At 73.0% G+C, this 18586-nt stretch carries 15 protein-coding genes; 10 read left to right on the top strand and 5 right to left on the bottom strand.

Annotated elements, in window-relative coordinates:
• Window positions 1–8 precede the first annotated feature (8 nt).
• From AB0E98_RS12920 to recQ, 4 genes are all read left to right on the top strand, one after another.
• Window positions 9–2078 (top strand): RICIN domain-containing protein, encoded by a 2070-nt coding sequence (locus AB0E98_RS12920; RefSeq protein WP_361701724.1) that lies wholly within the window; start codon window positions 9–11, stop codon window positions 2076–2078.
• Between the two features lie 107 nt (window positions 2079–2185).
• On the top strand, window positions 2186–2800 hold the full coding sequence (locus AB0E98_RS12915) for a hypothetical protein (protein WP_361701722.1): 615 nt from the start codon (window positions 2186–2188) through the stop codon (window positions 2798–2800).
• Between the two features lie 67 nt (window positions 2801–2867).
• The gene (locus AB0E98_RS12910; protein ID WP_361701721.1) at window positions 2868–4937 is read left to right on the top strand and encodes a restriction endonuclease; all 2070 of its coding nucleotides are present in this window, start codon (window positions 2868–2870) and stop codon (window positions 4935–4937) included.
• A 129-nt stretch (window positions 4938–5066) separates the two neighbouring features.
• A complete protein-coding gene (gene recQ, locus AB0E98_RS12905; protein WP_361701719.1) occupies window positions 5067–7100 on the top strand; it encodes a DNA helicase RecQ in 2034 nt (677 codons plus the stop codon).
• 112 nt (window positions 7101–7212) lie between these two features.
• Here the strand turns inward: recQ and AB0E98_RS12900 are convergent, their stop codons facing one another.
• Window positions 7213–7647 carry a hypothetical protein gene (locus tag AB0E98_RS12900; RefSeq protein WP_361701718.1) on the bottom strand — a complete coding sequence of 145 codons (435 nt, stop codon included), beginning with the start codon at window positions 7645–7647 and terminating at the stop codon, window positions 7213–7215.
• Between the two features lie 462 nt (window positions 7648–8109).
• Between AB0E98_RS12900 and AB0E98_RS12895 the strand changes: the two genes are divergently transcribed.
• A complete protein-coding gene (locus AB0E98_RS12895; protein WP_361701716.1) occupies window positions 8110–9114 on the top strand; it encodes a sigma-70 family RNA polymerase sigma factor in 1005 nt (334 codons plus the stop codon).
• A gap of 93 nt (window positions 9115–9207) precedes the next feature.
• Here the strand turns inward: AB0E98_RS12895 and AB0E98_RS12890 are convergent, their stop codons facing one another.
• Window positions 9208–10170: a YafY family protein gene (locus AB0E98_RS12890; protein WP_361701715.1), complete on the bottom strand. Its 963-nt coding sequence runs from the start codon at window positions 10168–10170 to the stop codon at window positions 9208–9210.
• A gap of 116 nt (window positions 10171–10286) precedes the next feature.
• Here AB0E98_RS12890 and AB0E98_RS12885 point away from each other — a divergent pair, with 116 nt between their 5' ends.
• Window positions 10287–11810 (top strand): MFS transporter, encoded by a 1524-nt coding sequence (locus tag AB0E98_RS12885; RefSeq protein ID WP_361701714.1) that lies wholly within the window; start codon window positions 10287–10289, stop codon window positions 11808–11810.
• A gap of 103 nt (window positions 11811–11913) precedes the next feature.
• Window positions 11914–12882: a transporter gene (locus AB0E98_RS12880; protein WP_361701713.1), complete on the top strand. Its 969-nt coding sequence runs from the start codon at window positions 11914–11916 to the stop codon at window positions 12880–12882.
• 25 nt (window positions 12883–12907) lie between these two features.
• On the opposite strand, the gene AB0E98_RS12875 is transcribed toward AB0E98_RS12880, so the two are convergent.
• Window positions 12908–14026 (bottom strand): P1 family peptidase, encoded by a 1119-nt coding sequence (locus AB0E98_RS12875; RefSeq protein WP_361701712.1) that lies wholly within the window; start codon window positions 14024–14026, stop codon window positions 12908–12910.
• 38 nt (window positions 14027–14064) lie between these two features.
• Window positions 14065–15294: a low temperature requirement protein A gene (locus tag AB0E98_RS12870; RefSeq protein ID WP_361701711.1), complete on the bottom strand. Its 1230-nt coding sequence runs from the start codon at window positions 15292–15294 to the stop codon at window positions 14065–14067.
• A 110-nt stretch (window positions 15295–15404) separates the two neighbouring features.
• Here AB0E98_RS12870 and AB0E98_RS12865 point away from each other — a divergent pair, with 110 nt between their 5' ends.
• Window positions 15405–15596, top strand: coding sequence for a hypothetical protein (locus AB0E98_RS12865; protein ID WP_358217696.1), 192 nt, complete (start codon window positions 15405–15407; stop codon window positions 15594–15596).
• 268 nt (window positions 15597–15864) lie between these two features.
• On the opposite strand, the gene AB0E98_RS12860 is transcribed toward AB0E98_RS12865, so the two are convergent.
• Window positions 15865–17001, bottom strand: a complete 1137-nt coding sequence (locus AB0E98_RS12860) for a glycosyltransferase family 4 protein (RefSeq protein ID WP_361701708.1) — start codon at window positions 16999–17001, stop codon at window positions 15865–15867.
• 71 nt (window positions 17002–17072) lie between these two features.
• On the opposite strand from AB0E98_RS12860, the gene AB0E98_RS12855 reads away from it, so the two are divergent.
• On the top strand, window positions 17073–17618 hold the full coding sequence (locus tag AB0E98_RS12855) for an HAD family hydrolase (protein WP_361701707.1): 546 nt from the start codon (window positions 17073–17075) through the stop codon (window positions 17616–17618).
• Entirely contained in the window at window positions 17615–18577 is a 963-nt protein-coding gene (galE, locus tag AB0E98_RS12850) for a UDP-glucose 4-epimerase GalE (protein WP_361701706.1), read from the top strand. The genes AB0E98_RS12855 and galE overlap by 4 nt, the downstream gene beginning before the upstream one ends.
• Window positions 18578–18586: the final 9 nt, after the last annotated feature.

Below are 18586 nucleotides of genomic sequence, written 5' to 3'. Positions count from 1 at the left end.
GATCATCCATGCGCTCCAAGCCCGCACGCGAAAGACGCGGTACCACCCACCGTCGGAAGAAGAACGGACGACGACCACTGATACTCACGGCGGCCGCGACGATCGCGGCCGCCACCGTCGCCGCCGGGTTCCTCGCCCTCGGCTCCGGCACCGGCCCCGCGCCGGACGTCGAGGCCCCGCTCGCCGACGCCGCGATCGTGCCCGCCGCCGCGCCGCAGCACCAGGCACCCCCCGCCCCCCTCACCACCACGCCCAAGTCCGACACCTCGCGCGGCATGGTCTACGACGGCCTCGAACCCGCCCCCAAGGGCGACCGCTGCGCCGGCGTCTACCGCGTCTCCTCCGCGCGCCTGTGCACCCACGGCCCGGACGCGCCGCCCAAGGACGTCGACATCACCAAGGACACCGCGCCGGTGGCCCGCGCCACCGCCTCCGGGTCCACGGACCCGGCCGGGGACGGCGGCCGGGCCCCCTCGGCCGCCGAGGCGCTGCGCGGCGCCCAGCCCGTCCTCGACGCCCGCACCGGCGGCCTGGCGGCCCCGGCCGCCCCCGGCTCCGGTACGAGCACGCCGCAGGCCCCGTCCGGCTCCCGCGTGGTCTGCGAGGGCGACGGCGCGAGCGGCAACCGCGTCCAGGTGCTGTACGCCCACGCGCCCGGCCGGGACCGCTTCGCCCAGTACGCCGCCTCGTTCAAGCAGTGGGCGTCGGAGACCGACCTCATCTACAACGCGAGCGCCCAGGAGACCGGCGGCGAACGGCACGTCCGCTACGTCACCGAGTCCGACTGCACCGCGTCCGTCCTGAACGTCGAGCTGTCCGCGGGCGCCCTCCAGGAGTTCGGCGCGACGAACGACGCGCTGGCCGCCAAGGGCTTCAACCGCCGCGACCGCAAGTACATGATCTTCGCGGACACCCAGGTCTACTGCGGCATAGGCACCTTCAACGGTGACGAGCGCCCCGGCCAGGACAACATGAGCAACTTCGGCCCCTCCTACGGCCGTACCGACTCCGGCTGCTGGGGCGGCAGCACCCCCGCCCACGAACTGGGCCACAACCTCGGCGCCGTCAACAACAGCGCCCCGCACACCAGCCGCGCCGGGCACTGCGTCGACGAGTGGGACATCATGTGCTACTCGGACGCGCCCAACTACCCGCAGATGCAGATCCTCTGCCCCGACCGCGCCGGCGACCAGCGCCTGGACTGCCACCACGACGACTACTTCCACACCAACCCGAGCCCGGGCAGCTATCTGGCCACCCACTGGAACATCGCCAACAACCGCTTCCTCATCGCGGGCGGCGGCAAGAACCCCGACCCCTCGCCCAGCCCCAGCTCCACCCCCACCACCGGGCCCACGTCCGGGCCGACGCGCCCGTCCACCGGACCCGACGTCCAGGTGACCCAGATCGGCCCGGACTCCGCGCTCGTCGGCTGGAACCCGGTCACCGGGGCCACCGGCTACGAGCTGGTCCTCGACGGCAGGAAGCTGGCCGACGTCAAGGGCACCGCCCTGCGGATCACCCGGCTCACGCCCGACACCGCCCACAAGGTCGCCGTCGCCGTGCGCGACGGGCAGGGCAAGGTCTCCGCGCCCGGCCGCGCCGCGTCCTTCCGCACCCTCGCGGCGACCACCGGCACGACCCGGCCCGGCGGCAAGTACGTGCTGGTCAACGGATTGACCGGACAGGCCGCCGACCTGTGGGGCAGCTCCTCCGCCGACGGCACCGTCGCCATCGCCTACCAGCGGCACGGCTACGCCAACCAGCAGTGGACGTTCGAGGACGCGGGCGGCGGCGCGCTGCGCCTCAAGTCCGTGCAGTCCGGCAAGTGCCTCCAGCCGGGCACCGACGGGCGGGCCGTGGCCGGCCAGTACGTCGCCCAGCGGTCCTGTGACGGCACGGCCGCCCAGAAGTGGCGGCTGATCGCCGCGGGCGACGGCTCGTACGTCCTCCAGCCGCAGGGCTCGCGGCTGGTGCTGGGCATCAGCAACCGCGAGTACTACGGCGGCCGACTGCTGGAACTCCAGCAGCGCAACGACCAGGGCTACCAGAACTGGACGCTCGCCAAGGCCTCCTGACGCCCGTCCTTCCCCGATCCGGGCCGGCGGCCACCAGCACCCCCCACGCCACCCCCCACCGGTGGCCGCCGGCCCTTCCCCCCACCCCCTCTCCCCTGGAGCGCACGATGACCTTCCGGCCTCTCCGAACTCCCCGGCTCGCTGCGACCACGACGACGACCACGACTGTCACGGCCTGCCTGGGCGCCCTCCTCGCCCTGGGCGCCGCCGGCCCCGCCGCCGCGCACGGCGACACGATCCGCCTCGCCGTCGCCGGACCCCCGTCGGACGGCCACATCCGGACCGTCGCGACCTGGGACAACGACGGTGACCCCGTGGACGGGCGGGTCGCCGGCACCCTCACGGCCCGGGACGCCGCCGGGAACACCCAGGGGCCCTGGGTGCTCGTCCCCGTCCCCGGCACCAAGGGCTCCTACACCACCCACGAGTCCCTGCCACCCGGCAACTGGACAGTCACCCTCCACTGCGGTTTCCCCGACCTCGGCCACGGCGAGGCCGCCGTCACCGTGCCCGCCGCGCCCGCCGCGGCGACCCGCGTCGCGGCGGCGCCCGCGGCGGCGTCCCCGGCCGCGCCGGAAGACGGTACGGCGTCCCGTGCCTTCGACGGGGGCGCGCGACTGACCGCTGTCGTCCTCACAGCGGTCATCAGCACGATCGCGCTGATCGGTGGCTGGTTCGTGCTGCGATCCCGCCGTCCGGGGCGGTCTTTCGCCAGGCGGTGATCAATTCACGCGCAAGCCGACTAAAGTCGACACGCAAGCGCAGTCCGCCGGGGGAGGAACGTAACCGATGAGTCGCCGCTCCAGTGGACTGATGGGCATATGGGCCGAGGCGCAGCGTCAGCAGCAGCGTCAGCAGGAGGCCCGGCAGCGGGCGTTGGTGCAGCAGCAGCGCGAGCAGGAGCGGCAGCAGCGCGCGTCCGAGCGGGATCTGGCGCGCCAGGACCGTGAGCGGCGCCAGGCGTACCGGCAGGCGCGCGAGGCCGAGGCGCGCCGGCGCACGGAGGAGCTCGACGCGCGGATGTCGGCGCTCGAAAGCCTGCTGGTCGCCGGATGCGGGGCGCCCGGTTTCCGGACGAGCGCGCTGGAGCGGCCCGAGCGGCTGGAGCCGTTCAACCCCGGCCACCTGGGGCAGCCGGTGCCCATGCCGGACCCGAACGCCTACCGCGGCTTCGGCAACCGCTCGCAGTACGAGCACGACTGGCACGCCGCGCAGGCCGCCGAGGCACAGCGCCGGCAGCAGCTCGCGGCCTACCGGCAGCAGTACGACCAGTGGGCCGCGGCCGCGCTCGCGGACATCCACCGGCACAACGCCGGCATCGGCGAGATGATCACCGCGCTGCGCGAGAGCGACCCGGACGCCGTGGTGGAGTACTTCTCCGCCGCGCTCTACGCCTCCACCGCGTGGCCGGACGAGTTCCCCCACCAGATAGCCGCCGCCTACGACCCCGCCGCCCGGCAGCTCGTCCTCGACTGGGAGCTGCCCGGCTTCGAGATCGTCCCGGAGATCAAGTCGGTGCGGTACATGCCGACGGCGGACGAGGAGAAGGAGACGGCCCGGCCCGTCACCCAGCGCCGCGGCGCCTACCGGGACGTACTGGCGCAGTGCGTGCTGCTGTCGATGCGGGAGCTGTTCGCGGCCGACGAGTTCGGGATCCTGGAGTCCGTCGCCCTCAACGGCTTCGTCGACGACCACGACCCGGCCACCGGGCACCGCGCCCGGATCGTCCTGGCCTCGGTGACGGTGGGCCGGTCCGTCTTCTCGGGTCTGCGCCTGGAGCAGGTCAGCGCGGTCGACTGCCTCGTCGACGGCCTGGGCGGGCAGCTGTCCGGCCGGCCCGACCAGCTCGCCGCAGTCCGCCCGGGGCGGGTGCCGGGCGACGTCGGGCGCGGCGTGGTCTCCCACGGCGGCGGTGACGACCCGGACCTCTTCGAGATGGACCCCATCGAGTTCGAGGAGCTCGTCGCCGAGCTGTTCCGGGCGCGCGGCATGCGGGCGGTGATGACCACCCGCTCCAACGACGGCGGCGTGGACGTCGAGGCCCTGGACCCCGACCCGATCAGCGGCGGCCGGATCATCGTGCAGGTCAAGCGGTACCGGAAGACCGTGCCGCCGACCGCGGTGCGCGACCTGTACGGCACGGTGCAGGGCGCGGGCGCCAACAAGGGCGTCCTGGTGACGACGTCCGGCTTCGGCCCGGGCTCGTACGCCTTCGCCAACGGCAAGCCGCTCACGCTCGTCTCCGGCGAGGAGCTGGTGGACCTGCTGGCCCAGCACGGGCTGCGCGGCAGGCTCGGGGGCGGGACGTCCCGCCCCGCCCGGGGCGGCGGTGGGGCGGCTTCCTCCGGCGAGGAGCAGGCCGAGGACCGGCCCGAGACCCACAACGTGCTGGGTATGTCCTGGTCGGGGCGGGTCGCCCTCGACGTGTGCGCCCTGGTCTGCGACGGCGGCCGGGTCCTCAGCGACGATCACTTCGTCTTCTACAACAACCCCCGCACCCCCGACGGCTCCGTCCGGGCGCTGGAGCCCACCCTCGCCGACAAGGCGGCGCTGCGCGTCGCCTTCGAGGAGCTGCCGACCACCGCCGACCGGCTGGTGCTGGTGGCGGCCATAGACCCGGAGGTCAACCCGGAGGCGGACCTCTCGCAGTTCACCGACGCCCGCATCCGCCTCGCCGACGCCTCGGGCGCCGAGCTCGGGCAGATGGAGGTCTCGGACGGGCGGCCCGGCGAGACCGCGCTGGTGCTGGGTTCCTTCCGGCGGCGGGCGAACGGCGACTGGGACTTCGTGCTCGGCGGGAAGGGGTACCCGGGCGGGCTGGAGGCGCTGGTGCAGGAGTACGGGATAGAGGTCGCCTGATCGTCCGCCTGATCGTCCGGGTGATCGCCACGACCGCCGTGATCGCCTGCTCGATCTCTCGATCACCCGTTCGTGTGGGAGTTCCTTGATCCACCCGGTTCTGTCGGCGGCGCCTCGTAGACTTCTTCAATGGCCGACCCCACACAGACCACAGCAGAGCCGGGCAGCCTCGACAGCGAGGCCCTGAGCTGTCTGCGGCGCGTCTTCGGTTACGACGCGTTCCGCGGCGACCAGGAAGAGATCATCGATCATCTGGTCGGCGGCGGCGACGCGCTCGTGCTGATGCCGACCGGTGGCGGCAAGTCGCTCTGCTACCAGATCCCCGCGCTCGTCAGACCCGGGGTCGGCGTGGTGATCTCCCCGCTGATCGCGCTCATGCAGGACCAGGTCGACGCGCTGCGCGCGCTCGGTGTGCGGGCCGGCTTCCTCAACTCCACGCAGGGCCTCGACGAACGCCGCCTGGTGGAGGCCGAGTTCGCCGCGGGCGAGCTGGACCTGCTCTATCTGGCGCCCGAGCGGCTGCGCGTGGAGTCCACGCTGCGGCTGCTCGACCGGGGCAAGATCTCCCTCTTCGCCATCGACGAGGCGCACTGTGTGGCCCAGTGGGGCCACGACTTCCGCCCCGACTACCTGGCCCTGTCGCAGCTCCACGAGCGCTGGCCGGACGTGCCGCGCGTCGCCCTGACCGCGACGGCCACGGCGGCGACGCGCGAGGAGATCGCCACCCGGCTGAAGCTCCAGGACGCCCGGCACTTCGTCGCCAGCTTCGACCGGCCCAACATCCAGTACCGCATCGCGCCGAAGAACGACCCGAAGAAGCAGCTCCTGGAGCTGCTGCGCACCGAGCACGCGGGCGACGCGGGCGTCGTCTACTGCCTCTCCCGCAAGAGCGTCGAGGACGCGGCCGCGTTCCTCGCCCAGCACGGCATCGAGGCCCTGCCGTACCACGCGGGCCTGGACGCCCGGACGCGCGCCGCCAACCAGGCGCGCTTCCTGCGCGAGGACGGCATCGTCATGGTCGCCACGATCGCGTTCGGCATGGGCATCGACAAGCCGGACGTACGCTTCGTCGCCCACCTCGACCTGCCGAAGTCCGTCGAGGGCTACTACCAGGAGACCGGCCGCGCCGGGCGCGACGGCCTGCCGTCCACGGCCTGGCTGGCGTACGGCCTCCAGGACGTCGTCCAGCAGCGCAAGCTGATAGACGGCTCCGAGGGCGACGAGGCGCACCGCCGCCGGCTGGCCGCCCACCTCGACGCGATGCTCGCCCTGTGCGAGACGGTCGAGTGCCGCCGGGCGCGGCTGCTCGACTACTTCGGCCAGACGAGCGCCGAAGCGTGCGGCAACTGCGACACGTGCCTGACCCCGCCGGAGACCTGGGACGGCACGGTCGCCGCCCAGAAGTTCCTCTCGGCCATCTTCCGGCTGGCCCGCGAGCGGCGGCAGAAGTTCGGTGCGGGCCACATCATCGACATCCTGCTCGGGAAGAAGAGCGCGAAGGTCATCCAGTTCGACCACGACAATCTGTCCGTCTTCGGCATCGGCACGGAGCTGTCCGTCGCCGAATGGCGGGGCGTGGTACGGCAGTTGCTGGCGCAGGGGCTGCTGGCCGTCGAGGGCGACTACGGCACGCTCGTCCTGACCGACGCCAGTGGCGACGTGCTGGGCTCGCGCCGCACGGTGTCGCTGCGGCGCGAGCCGAAGCCGGTGCGGGCGGCGGGCGCCAAGACCGCGAAGTCCTCGTCGGGCAGCGGCAAGCGCGCCCCCGTCGACCTGCCTGCGGAAGCCATGCCGCTCTTCGAGGCGCTGCGGGCGTGGCGAGCGGCGACGGCGCGGGAAGGGGGCGTCCCGGCGTATGTGATCTTCCACGACGCGACGTTGCGGGAGATCGCGACGGCGCGACCGACGTCGCTGGACGCGCTGTCCGGGGTGAGCGGCGTGGGGGAGAGCAAGCTGGTGAAGTACGGGGAGGGGATTCTGGGGGTGCTGGGGGAGCACGGCGGGGAGGTTCCGGCGCCGGTTGTGCCGGTGCCGGCTTCTGCCCCGGTGCCGGGTTCCGCGCCGGTGCCCGCGCAGGCTCCGGCTCCGGCCCGGGCCCAGGCTGTGGACGAGGACGAGGTGCCGTGGCCGGACGAGGAGCCGCCGTACTGGGCTGAGGACTAGGGAAGTCCCCGGCCCCGCCCCTTCCCGTTTCTTTCAGGGGCTCCGCCCCGGACCCCCGGTCCTCGGCGCCGGACGGGCTGACTTTGTCGGCCCGTCCGGCGCTGAGCGTTACTCAGTGCTCGTGCCAATAGAAGAGGTAGTACGAGGCCAGGGCCATGCACGCGCCGAAGACCAGGCCGATCCAGGCGGACTCCAGTACCGAGACCTGGGTGAGGCTGCGCAGGAAGCCCATGGAGATGCCGAAGAGCGCGCCGAACGAGGCGGCGCGGACCTCGGTGATCATCTTGTCGCGATTGCGGATCAGCAGATAGCCCAGGCCCGCCGAGACCACCGCGGCGACCAGGCCCAGCATCCAGCCCTGGAGTTCGCCGAAGCCGTTGTCGTGGGCGAGGAAGACCGCGTAGAGGCCGAGGGCGAAGCCGCCGAAGACGGGCACCGCCCAGCCGGCGGTGGGGGCCGTGCGTTCGTGGCGGACGTGGCCGGTGCGGGGGACCGGGCCTGGGCCCTCGTGGGCGTGGTGCCGGCCGGGCATGATCGAGTGCGTCATGGCGGGCTCCTCTCGCTCACCGTCTGTCCCGCCCCTCTGTCCCACCAGGGCACACCCGCCCCCTTGCCGGGGCAACTCGATCACGCCGTCGCGGTGCCCGGCCGGGGTCGCCGGGAAACCGACCTTCCGGGCCTTCTCGGGCAACCGGTGGCCGGTTGCCGGCGTCCTTGGGGGTGAGGAAGCGGGGGTGGCCGCGATGTGACGGCCGTCTCATGGGCGTCGTGGCCGCGGGGGTTCACGAGGGCCGTGGGACCGGGTCCTGTCGTCGGGGCTGACCTGCGTTTCCCCGAGCCGTATCACCCTGTGTGCCCGCCGGGCGGCCGCGCAGGGTACTGCATGATCCACAAAAAGAAGACGTCCCTGGGGAATTCTGTCCGGATTCCGGCCGTTCTTTACTTCGGACGGGGCGCCCCGGGGGCACCTGGTCCATCCCGCGACACGTCTCATCGCAAGGGAGTACGCATGGCAACCCGTGCCGTCGCCCGTCGTCAGACCACCGCACGTGGGGCTGGCGGGGCAAGCAGTGTTCGCGCCACAGGCGGGGAGATCGCCGATCGCGACCTGGTCGGCATGTACCTCGACGAGATCGCGCGTACGCCCCTGCTCGACGCCGCCGAGGAAGTCGAGCTGTCGCAGACCATCGAGGCGGGCGTCTACGCCCAGCAGATCCTGGACGGCCAGGAGGCCGGCGGGGACCGGGCCGGGGAGGCGTCGCGCGAGGAGCTGGCGGCGATAGCCGCCGCGGGTGCCCGCGCGAAGGACGTCTTCATCAAGTCCAATCTGCGTCTCGTCGTCGCCGTCGCCCGTCGCTACCCGCGCAGTGGCCTCCCCCTTCTCGACCTGATCCAGGAGGGCAACGCCGGCCTGGTGCGCGCGGTGGAGAAGTTCGACTACACCAAGGGATTCAAGTTCTCCACGTACGCGACGTGGTGGATCCGCCAGGCCATCACCCGGTCGATCGCCGACCAGTCCCGTACGATCCGGCTCCCCGTCCACCTGGTGGAGGAGCTGGGCCGCATCCGCCGGGTGCAGCGCGAGTTCAACCGCGAGAACGGGCGCGACCCGGAGCACGCGGAGATCGCCGAGGAGCTGGACACCACGCCCGAGCGCGTCGGCGACGTGCTGGACTGGGCCCGTGACCCGGTGAGCCTGAACATGTCCGTGGACGACGAGGGCGAGACCCAGTTCGGCGATCTACTGGAGGACACCTCCGCCGTCTCGCCGGAGCAGTCCGTCATCGCGCTGCTGCGCAGCGAGGAGCTGGAGGACCTCATCGGCCGTCTCGACCAGCGCACCGCGTCGATCATCAAGGCGCGGTACGGCATCGAGGACGGGCGTGAGCGCACGCTGACGGAGGTCGGCAAGCAGCACGGGCTGACCCGTGAGCGCATCCGGCAGATCGAGAAGCACGCGCTGATGGAGCTGAAGAAGATGGCACATGCCACGGGGTTCGACGCGGCGGCCTGATCGGGTCTAATCTGGTTATAAGCCAGCAGACCGGGTCCCGGCGCATCTCCCCCCCTTGCGCCGGGGCCCTTATGCGTGCGGGCGGCCGCACCCTCAGCCCGTGGCCGCCCTGCTGATGCGGGCGCCCAGCTCGCGCAGGTGCTCGACGAGCTCGCGCGGCTCGTGCGCCTCGAACTCGCAGTCCACTATCGCCAGCCGCAGGGCCACCCACTCGATGGAGTCGGACGCGGTCACATCCAGCCGGCACGTCGTCGCGTCGACGGGCCCCGGTACCCCGAGCCAGTTCGGCAGCCGGGCGGCCACGAACTCGGCCGGGGCGCGGAAGGTGACCACCAGCCGGTAGGTCGGCTGGAGCCGGGCCATGGACCGCTTCAGATACTCCGCCGCGTCCGGCACCGGCAGCTCGCGCGGGGTGAAGCGGGCGCCGGTGGCGAAGGGCTCGCTCACCCGGTCCACCCGGAACGTCCGCCAGTCGCCGCGTTCGACGTCATGGGCGACCAGATACCAGCGGCGGCCCGTGCTGATCAGCCGGTGCGGCTCGACCAGGCGTTTCGTCTCCGTGCCGTCGCCCTTGCGATAGGCGAAGCGGAGCCGCTCGTGGCCGGTGGCGGCCGAGGCGATCACGGTCAGCGTATGGGGGTCCACGGTCGCTCCGTCGCCGCCGGTGAGCGGCACGGTCGCGGCCTGGAGGGCGGAGACCCGGTGCCGCAGCCGGGCGGGCAGCACCTGCTCCAGCTTGGCCAGGGCCCGTACGGACGCCTCCTCGATGCCCTCCACGGCATGGCCCGCGCCGGCGCGCAGTCCCACCGCGATGGCGACCGCCTCCTCGTCGTCGAGGACCAGCGGCGGCATGGCGGCTCCGGCCGCCAGCCGGTACCCACCCTCGGCTCCCATCGTTGCCTGTACGGGGTAGCCGAGGTCGCGGAGCCGCTCGATGTCCCGCCGGATGGTGCGGGAGCTGACGCCGAGCCGCTCGGCGAGCTCGCTGCCGGGCCATTCGCGAGGGGTCTGGAGGAGCGAGAGCAGATTCAGCAGCCGTGCCGGGGTGTCCGTCATCTCACCAGGGTGGCAGGTATCTAGGACATGACCTGACCTATACGGCCCCTAGCGTGGTGGGTGCACCGGGTGAGGGAAACGATCCGGCGCGCAGGAAGAGGAAAGGCAATACCCCTGTGACCAGCACCGCGACCACCGATCCGCCCGCCGGGAAGTCCCCCGGCGCGACCGCAGACCGCCGCCGCTGGCTGGCGCTCGCCGTGGTGATGACCGCGTCCTTCATGGACCTGGTGGACGTCACCATCGTCAACATCGCCATGCCGAGCATCCAGAAGGACATCGGCGCCTCCTTCAGCATCCTTCAGTGGATCACCGAGGGCTATGCCCTCGCCTTCGCGGCGGGCCTGATCACGGGCGGACGGCTCGGCGACATATACGGTCGCCGGAAGGTCTTCCTCCTGGGCATGGGCGGCTTCACCGTCGCCTCGATGCTCTGCGGCGTCGCGGGCGACCCGCACCTGCTCGTCGCCGCGCGCGTCTTCCAGGGCGCCACGGCCGCGCTGATGGTGCCGCAGGTACTGGCGATCGTCCACGCCACCTTCCCCGCCCACGAGCGCGGCAAGGTCTTCGGCATGTTCGGCGCCATCGTCGGTCTGGGCGCGGTCTCCGGCCCCATCCTCGGTGCGCTGCTCACCCAGTGGAACCTCTTCGGGCTGGAGTGGCGGCCGATCTTCCTGGTCAACCTGCCGGTGGGCATCGCCGGCCTGATCATGGGCCGCCGCTACATCTCCGAGTCCCGCGCGCCGCAGGCGCTCAAGCTGGACCTGGTGGGCGTCGCCCTGGCCACCGGCGGACTGCTGATGCTGCTCTACCCGCTGACGCAGGGCCGTGAGCTGGGCTGGCCGCTGTGGGGCTTCCTCAGCATGGCCGGCAGCGCGGTCGTCTTCGCCGCCTTCGTCGCCTACGAGCGCCACAAGACCCGCAAGGACGGCTCGCCGCTGGTCGAGCTGTCGCTGTTCAAGGTCAAGAGCTTCGCGGCGGGCATCGGCGTCGAGGTCGCCTTCGGCGTCGCCTGCGGTGTCTTCTTCCTGATCTGGACCCTCTACATGCAGATCGGGCTCGGCTGGAGCCCGCTGCGGGCGGGCCTGACCGGCATCCCCTTCTCCATCGCCGTGTCGGTGGCGGCGGGCCTCTCGGTGCAGAAGCTCGTCCCCCGCTTCGGGCGCAAGGTGCTCCAGGCCGGCGCGCTGTCGATGATGGCGGGCGTCCTGCTCTACATCTGGGAGTCCGAGCACTTCGGCCTGGCCATCCACCCCTGGCAGATGGCCCTCCCGCTGACCGTCATGGGCCTCGGCATGGGCCTGATCGTCGCCCCGCTCACCGAGACCGTCATCGCCGGGGTGCCGCGCGAGCACTCGGGCTCGGCGTCCGGCCTGATAAACACCACGCAGCAGCTCGGCAACGCCGTGGGCCTCGGCCTGGTGTCGGTCGTCTTCTTCGACGCCCTCGACGAGGGCGAGGTGGCCCGCGGCCACGCGGGCGAGGCGTTCGCCGCCGCCTTCCGGCACGGCATGTGGTGGGTCGCCGCGGTCCTGGGCGTGGTCCTCGCCCTGATGTTCGCGATGCCGCGCAAGTCGGCCGCGGCACCGGCCGAGGAGGGCGCCGAGGGCGCCGGGCCCGAGCTGGCCGCCGCCGCGTAGGGCCACCCTCGCGAGTACGGCTGAGAGCACGGCCGGAAGCACGACCCGGAGCCCCGGGCCGCCTGTTCCGACAGGCGGCCCGGGGCTTTGCCGTGCGCCCCGTGTGAAGGGCACCCTCTGGCCGGCCTGGCGCCAGCAGCGCGCCCTCGTTGCCGCCCTGGCCACCCTCGCCGCCTGCGCGATCTGGGTGGCGCTTCGGCGCGCGGACATGACGGCGTTCATCGACGCGCACCACATACCCGCCTGCAAGGGCTGGGACCCGGAGGAGTGCTCGACCGACGCCGTCACCGTCGCCCTCGCCCAGCGGCTGATCGAGGACAACACCGGCGCCATCCGGCTCCTCGCCGCCTTCAGCGCCGCCCTGCCCGTGATCATCGGGCTCTTCTGGGGCGCGCCCCTGATCGGCCGGGAGATCGAGACCGGCACCGTCAAACTGGCCCTGTCCCAGGGCGCGGGCCTCCGCCACTGGTTCACCGCGCGCCTCGGACTGGCGGCGCTGTGCGCCGTCGTCGCCTCCACCGCCCTCGCCGCGCTCGTCGCGTGGTGGTGGGCGCCGGTCTCCAACATGCTCGACGGCCTTTACTGGCATGACGGCTTCCTCTTCAATGCCACCGGACCGGCCGCCGTCGCCTGCGCCCTGTTCGGGCTCGCCGTCGGCACCGCCGCCGGAGCCCTCCTGCGCCGGACGACGCCCGCCATGGGCGCGGCCCTCGCCGCGGTCGCCGGTACGCGGCTGCTGCTCACCTTCGTCCGCCCGGACCGGCTCGAACCGCTGCGCCGCGTCACCCCCGGCGCCGCACCGAAGAAGTACGTCGGAAGCGCCTGGTCCACCGGCGAGTTCGGCTACCTCGACGCCGCCGGGCGCGAGTTCCCCATCAGCCGGTACTGCCGGCTCTCGGGCCCCGAGATGCGGCAGTGCATGACCGAGCACGGATTCGTCGCCCGGTACCACAAGGTCTATCCCAGCGGTGACCTCTGGACGCTCCAGTGGATCGAGACCGCGATCTTCCTGGGGCTGGCGGCGGCACTGCTCGTGGCGACATACGCGGTGCTGCGCCGCCGCCTGGTCTGACAGCCGGGCCGGCGGGTCCGGTGGCTCAGCCGTCCGTGCCGTACAGGTCGCGGTAGGAGGGGAAGACGCCACCGGGCCCGTCGACGCCTTCCGCCGCGAGTACGCCCTTGACCACGGCGCGGGTCAGGACGTCCGCCCCGGCGGCGAGGATCTCGTTGACCGCGCCCGCCGCGAAGTCCGCGCTGCCGGGCAGGTGCTCCTCCTCCGGCAGCGGCCGGGCGCCCGTGGCCAGCGCGAAGACGGTGTCCCCGTCGGTCAGCAGATGGACCGGCCGGACCGCGCGGGCCAGGCCGTCGTGGGCGGTGCCCGCAAGCTTCTGGGCCTGGGCGCGGGTCAGGACGGCGTCGGTGGCGACGACGGCGATCGTGGTGTTGAGCGGGGGACGTACGGAACCCGCCCAGCGCCGGGCCGACTCCTGCCGCGCCGCCGCCAGGGACTCCTGGGCCGCCCGGTGCCGCTCGGGGGAGGGATAGGCGACGGGCCGGCCCTCGTACAGCCGCCCGTAGAGAACGCCCGTGGCCGGGTCGGCCACGGAGCCCGCGGCGTTGACCGCCGCGAGCGCGGCGACCGTCACCCCGGAGGGCAGGACCACGCTGGCGGTGCCGATGCCGCCCTTGAGCCCGCCGGCCACCGCTCCGGTGCCCGCGCCGGCCGTGCCCTGGGCGACGGGCGCCCCCGGTGCCGTACGGGCCGCCGCCTCGGCGGCCTCCCGGCCCAGCGCGGCGTTCGGCCGGGCCCGCCAGTCGCCGCCCCGGCCGAGGTCGAACAGGGCGGCCGCCGGGACCACCGGGACGACCTGCGCGGGATCCGGCCCCACCCGGAAGCCCCGGCCGGCGTCCTCCAGATACGCCATGACACCGGACGCCGCGTCCAGGCCGAAGGCGCTGCCGCCGGTCAGGACGACGGCCTCGACGCGCTGGACGAGATTGCGGGGGTCCAGGGCGTCGGTCTCCTTGGTACCGGGCCCGCCGCCGCGGACGTCCACGGCGGCGACGGCGCCGCCGAGGCCGGGCGCGGTGAGGACGACCGTGGTGCCGGTGAGGGCGCCGTCGCCCTGGCGGCGGGCGTGACCCACGTGGAGGCCGTGCACATCGGTGAGGGCGTCCTGGGGCCCGGGCGCGGGTGCGATACGAGCGTCAGTCATACGACATCCGTATCACGGGCCATCAAAAGATGGAGGAGTCAGCTGTGTTGAGGGGATGACGCCCCTGCCGGCTCCGGCGGGTTGCGTGTGGAGAGCGTCACCCCGACCGCCACCGTCACCACCCCGACCAGACCCGCCAGCAGCACTGCCGCCCCGCCCGCGAACGTACAGGCCAGGACGGCCAGCGCGGACAGCGGCAGTACCAGCTGCTGGGCCGTGCCGCGCTTGTAGTGGCGGGAGTGGATGAGCCAGACGCAGAACATGAACAGGGCGGCGGGAACGGTCACGCAGGACGACGCCGCGAACGTGGAGATGTGCGCCTTGCCCACCGACTCCTCGACCGCCACCTCGATGCCCGCGCCGATGGCCGCCGCCGAGCCGAGGATCAGATAGTGGCCGTAGCCCCAGAGGAACGCCTGGTGGTTGGAGGCCAGGTGGAGGTGGATGGGCACGGCGAAGTAGATCCAGTAGGCCGCGAAGATCAACAGCAGTCCGCCGCTCGCGATCGGCAGCAGTTCGCCCACCGCCTCGTGCTCGTCCAGCGCGGACTGGACGGCGACCGTGGCGGCCGAGACCGTCTCGCCCAGCACGATGATCGTGAACAGGCCATAGCGTTCGGCGATGTGGTGCGGATGCCAGGCGGTCTGCCGGCGCATCTCCGCGATCGCGGGCACGGCCATCTCGGCGATCGCCATCACCAGGAACACCCAGGGCTTGGCCCGGTCGGGCAGCAGGAGCAGCCCGAGCCAGCCGACCTGGCACAGGCTGACGCCGATGGCGTACTTCAGCGCCATGCGCCGCTCGGCCCCGGCGGAGGCGTGCGCGGCCCGCAGCCACTGCGAGACGAGCGCGAGCCGCATCACGGCGTAGCCGAGCCAGACCGCCGTGTAGTCCGCGTTGCCGAAGGCGCGGGGGATGCCCGCCGCCAGGATCAGTACGCCGGCGATCTGGATCAGCGTCACGACGCGGTACACGACGTCGTCCGTGTCGTAGGCGGAGGAGAACCAGCTGAAGTTGACCCAGGCCCACCACACTGCGAAGAAAAGCATCAAATAGCCCGGAATGCCGTGTCCGGGATGCCCTTCGGCGAGCGCGTGGACCAGCTGTCTGCCGGCCTGCGCGACCGCGACGACGAAACACAGGTCGAAGAAGAGCTCAAGGGGTGTCGCGGCCCGGTGCTCCTCGTCGCGCCCGCGCGCGGTCATCCGGCGCAGCACGCCGGGGTGCCGGGCGGGAGGCGGCTCCCCGGGCGGCGGCTCCTCGCTCATAGGGCGATTGTCACCGCCGTACGGGCCCGCCGCGCGCCGAATGCCCGCCGCGAGGCCGCCCGGCGTCCGGCGCGCGGCCTCGCGGCCGGCGCCGCCCGTACCCTGGACGCATGAGCACCGCCCCTGAGCCCGCGCCCCGCCGGGACCCCGCGTCCCCGGCCGCCGCGCTGATCTTCGACGACCCGCTGGACCGGCAGTCCTCGGACGACACCGACCGCGGCTGGGGCGACCGCCCGGCCACCGGCGGCAGCGCCGCCGACCTGGCCCGCTTCCTGGACGAGAAGCCGCCTCATCACATCTGAGGCCCAAGTGCTTCCGCCGGGATCGCGGGCCGGTCGCCGCGGGCCGGTGGGGGCTGGTCGCGCCCACGCGGCGGTAGCCGCATATCGGCACTGTCCCGCGCCCCTTACGGGGCGCGATACCGCACCGGACTTCGGAAGCCGCCGTCCTCGCGCGGGCCGCGCCGGCCCCCCCCCCCCCCCGGGGGCCCCCCCCCACCCCGGGGGGGGGGGCGCCCCCCGGCGGGGCGGGCGCCCGCCCCGGGGCGCGGGGCGCCCGGGGACGGCGGGGTCAGACGGCCAGTTCCGCCAGCTGGTCCACGAGGACCGCGATCGGGTCCGGCGGGATCTGCTTGCGGACGGCCACGGCCGCGCGCCGGCCCATCTCCTGCCACTCGCCGCGTGCCTGCCAGGCCCGTTCCAGGGCCTCGTCGAGGCAGGCGGCGGCCGGGGCGGCCGCGACGAAGCCGGTGACCCCGTCCTCCAGGAGCTCGGCGTTACCCGCCACGTCGCTGACGATCGCGGGCCGGCCGCAGAGCATCGCCTCGATGATCACGGTGGGCAGGCCCTCGGCCCGCGAGCACAGGACCAGGCCGTGGTGCTCCCGCCAGATCGCCTCGACGTCCGGGGTGTACCCGGCGAACTCGACGTTGTCCAGGCCGAACCGGTCGCGCAGGGAGCGCAGCACCCAGGCGTGGCTCCCGGCCCCGAACAGGGACACCGTCAGCGGGCGTTCGCGCCACTTGGGCCGGGCGAGGACCTCGAAGAGCACGTCCTGCCCCTTGCTGACGGGGTCGAGCCGGGCCGGGCAGGCCAGCCGCAGCGGCTCGGCGTCGCCCGGCCAGGGCGGGGCCGCGTCGTAGCCGACCTTGTAATGGCAGCGGACCACCCGGGCGTTGGGCAGGCGCGTGCCGACCTGGCGTTCGGTGATGTCCCGGTTGGCCTCGGACACGAAGAAGGACGCGCGGGCCGCGCGGTAGGCCACGGCCAGCCGCTGGGCGACGTCGTCCGCCGGCCACTCGAAGTCGGCGGCGGAGTTGGAGTAGGCGACGTACGGGTAGCCGCGCGTCCGGCACTCCTCCATCCAGCCCAGGCCCTCGTAGTTGTCGCCCTGGGAGACGACGACCAGGTGGGGCCGGACCTTGTCCAGGGTGCTCGACCGGTGTTCGGACCAGGGGAGTTGGTGGACGGGGCGGAGGTCGTAGGGGGGCTGCTCCCAGCGGCGGTGCACGACGCACCCGGCCCGCTCGGCGGCGGCCAGCTCCGCGGGGACCTCGTCCCAGCCCTTGACGCTGGCGTGGACCTCGGCGCCCCGCTCCAGCCAGTGTCGCGCGGCCAGCGCCCAGTTCGTCTCACTGGGACCCCATGGCGCGGTTTCGTTCGCCGAGACGAAAAGAATACGGAGTCGTGCTCGATCGGCGGTGCCCATTCTCGCATTGCCTCCATTCCGGCTCCCTGGGGAGCCGAAAAGACCATAACAGCGAAAGCGGGTACGCAGAAGTGCGCACTTTCTTTCTGGACCGGGACGGCACCTTGAATGCGAAGCCGCCCGACGGCCGGTACATCAGGTATCCCGCAGAGCTGGTCCTGCTGCCGGGCGCCGCCGAGGCCGTGCGCGAACTGAACGCCCACGGCCGGCGCGTGGTGCTCGTGACCAACCAGCGGGGCGTGGCCAGACGCCTCATGACCAGCGCGGACCTGGCGGCGGTGCACGCGCGGCTCGCCGCGCTGCTGCGCGGGCACGGGGCGTTCCTGGACGCCGTTTACGTCTGCCCGCACGAGGTGGGTGAATGCGGCTGCCGTAAACCGCTGCCCGGGCTGCTCAGGGCCGCCATGCGGGATTTCCGGGACATCGACCCGGCGGATTCCGTGATGATCGGCGACTCCGAGTCGGACGTACTGGCGGGCAAGGCGGCCGGCACCGGAACAGTTCTTCTCCAAGGCCCGGGAAAACCGCCGGACAATACCACGGCGGACCTTGTCACAACGGATTTACGAATGGCCGTAGGTCTTCTGCTCACATCCTCGAAAGGCGGTCGCGCGTGAAGATCCTGGTGACCGGCGGTGCCGGTTTCATCGGCAGTGTGGTGGCGCGCCGGCTCCTCGACGAGGGGCACCGGGTCGCCGTTCTCGACGACCTGTCCACCGGCTTCGCCGATGCCGTCCCACGCGGCGCCGAACTCGTGCGCGGCACGATGGCCGAAGCAGGCGACGTCCTCACCGGTGGACGAGGCCCGTTCGACGCGGTGCTGCACCTCGCCGCGCGCGCCCTCATCGACGACTCGGTGCGCCACCCCGAGCGCTTCTGGCGCAACAACACGGTGGAGAGCCTGACCCTGCTGGACGCGGTGCTGCGCGCGGGCGTCGGCCGGCTCGTCTTCTCGTCCACGGCCGCGGTCTACGGCCAGCCGGAGCGGGTGCCGATCGAGGAGAGCGCGCCCACCGTGCCCACCAACCCGTACGGCGCGTCGAAGCTCGCCGTCGACCTGGCGCTGGAGGCGTACGCCCGTGCCCACGGTCTCGCCTCCGTGAGCCTCCGCTACTTCAACGTGGCGGGCGCGCTGGGCGAGTCGGGCGAGCGTCACCGGCCGGAGACCCACATCATCCCGCTGGCGCTGGACGCGGCGCTGGAGGGGCGCGGGGAGTTCGCGGTGTTCGGCGACGACTACCCGACCCACGACGGCACCTGCGTAAGGGACTTCATCCATGTCGCGGACATCGCCGACGCCCACCTGGCCGCACTGCGCGGCGCGGTGCCCGGCGAGCACCGCAACTACAACCTCGGCAACGGCAGGGGGTTCTCGGTGCGGGAGGTCCTCGACGCGGTGGGCCGGGTCACCGGCCGTCGCGTGCCCGCCCGGGTGGCGGGCCGGCGCCCGGGGGACCCGGCCGTCCTGGTCGCCTCCGGCGAGCGCGTCCGTCGTGAACTGGGCTGGAAGCCGGCGCGCCCGGGCCTCGACGGGATGATCGAGGACGCGTGGCGGTTCCGCCGGGCGCGCTCATGACGGCCACGC

It is taken from the genome of Streptomyces sp. NPDC037389, from assembly GCF_040636475.1.
GTDB classification, from domain to species: domain Bacteria; phylum Actinomycetota; class Actinomycetes; order Streptomycetales; family Streptomycetaceae; genus Streptomyces; species Streptomyces hesseae.
Note: the sequence above shows the minus strand (reverse complement) of the source record. Positions and strands in the feature narration are given on the sequence as shown.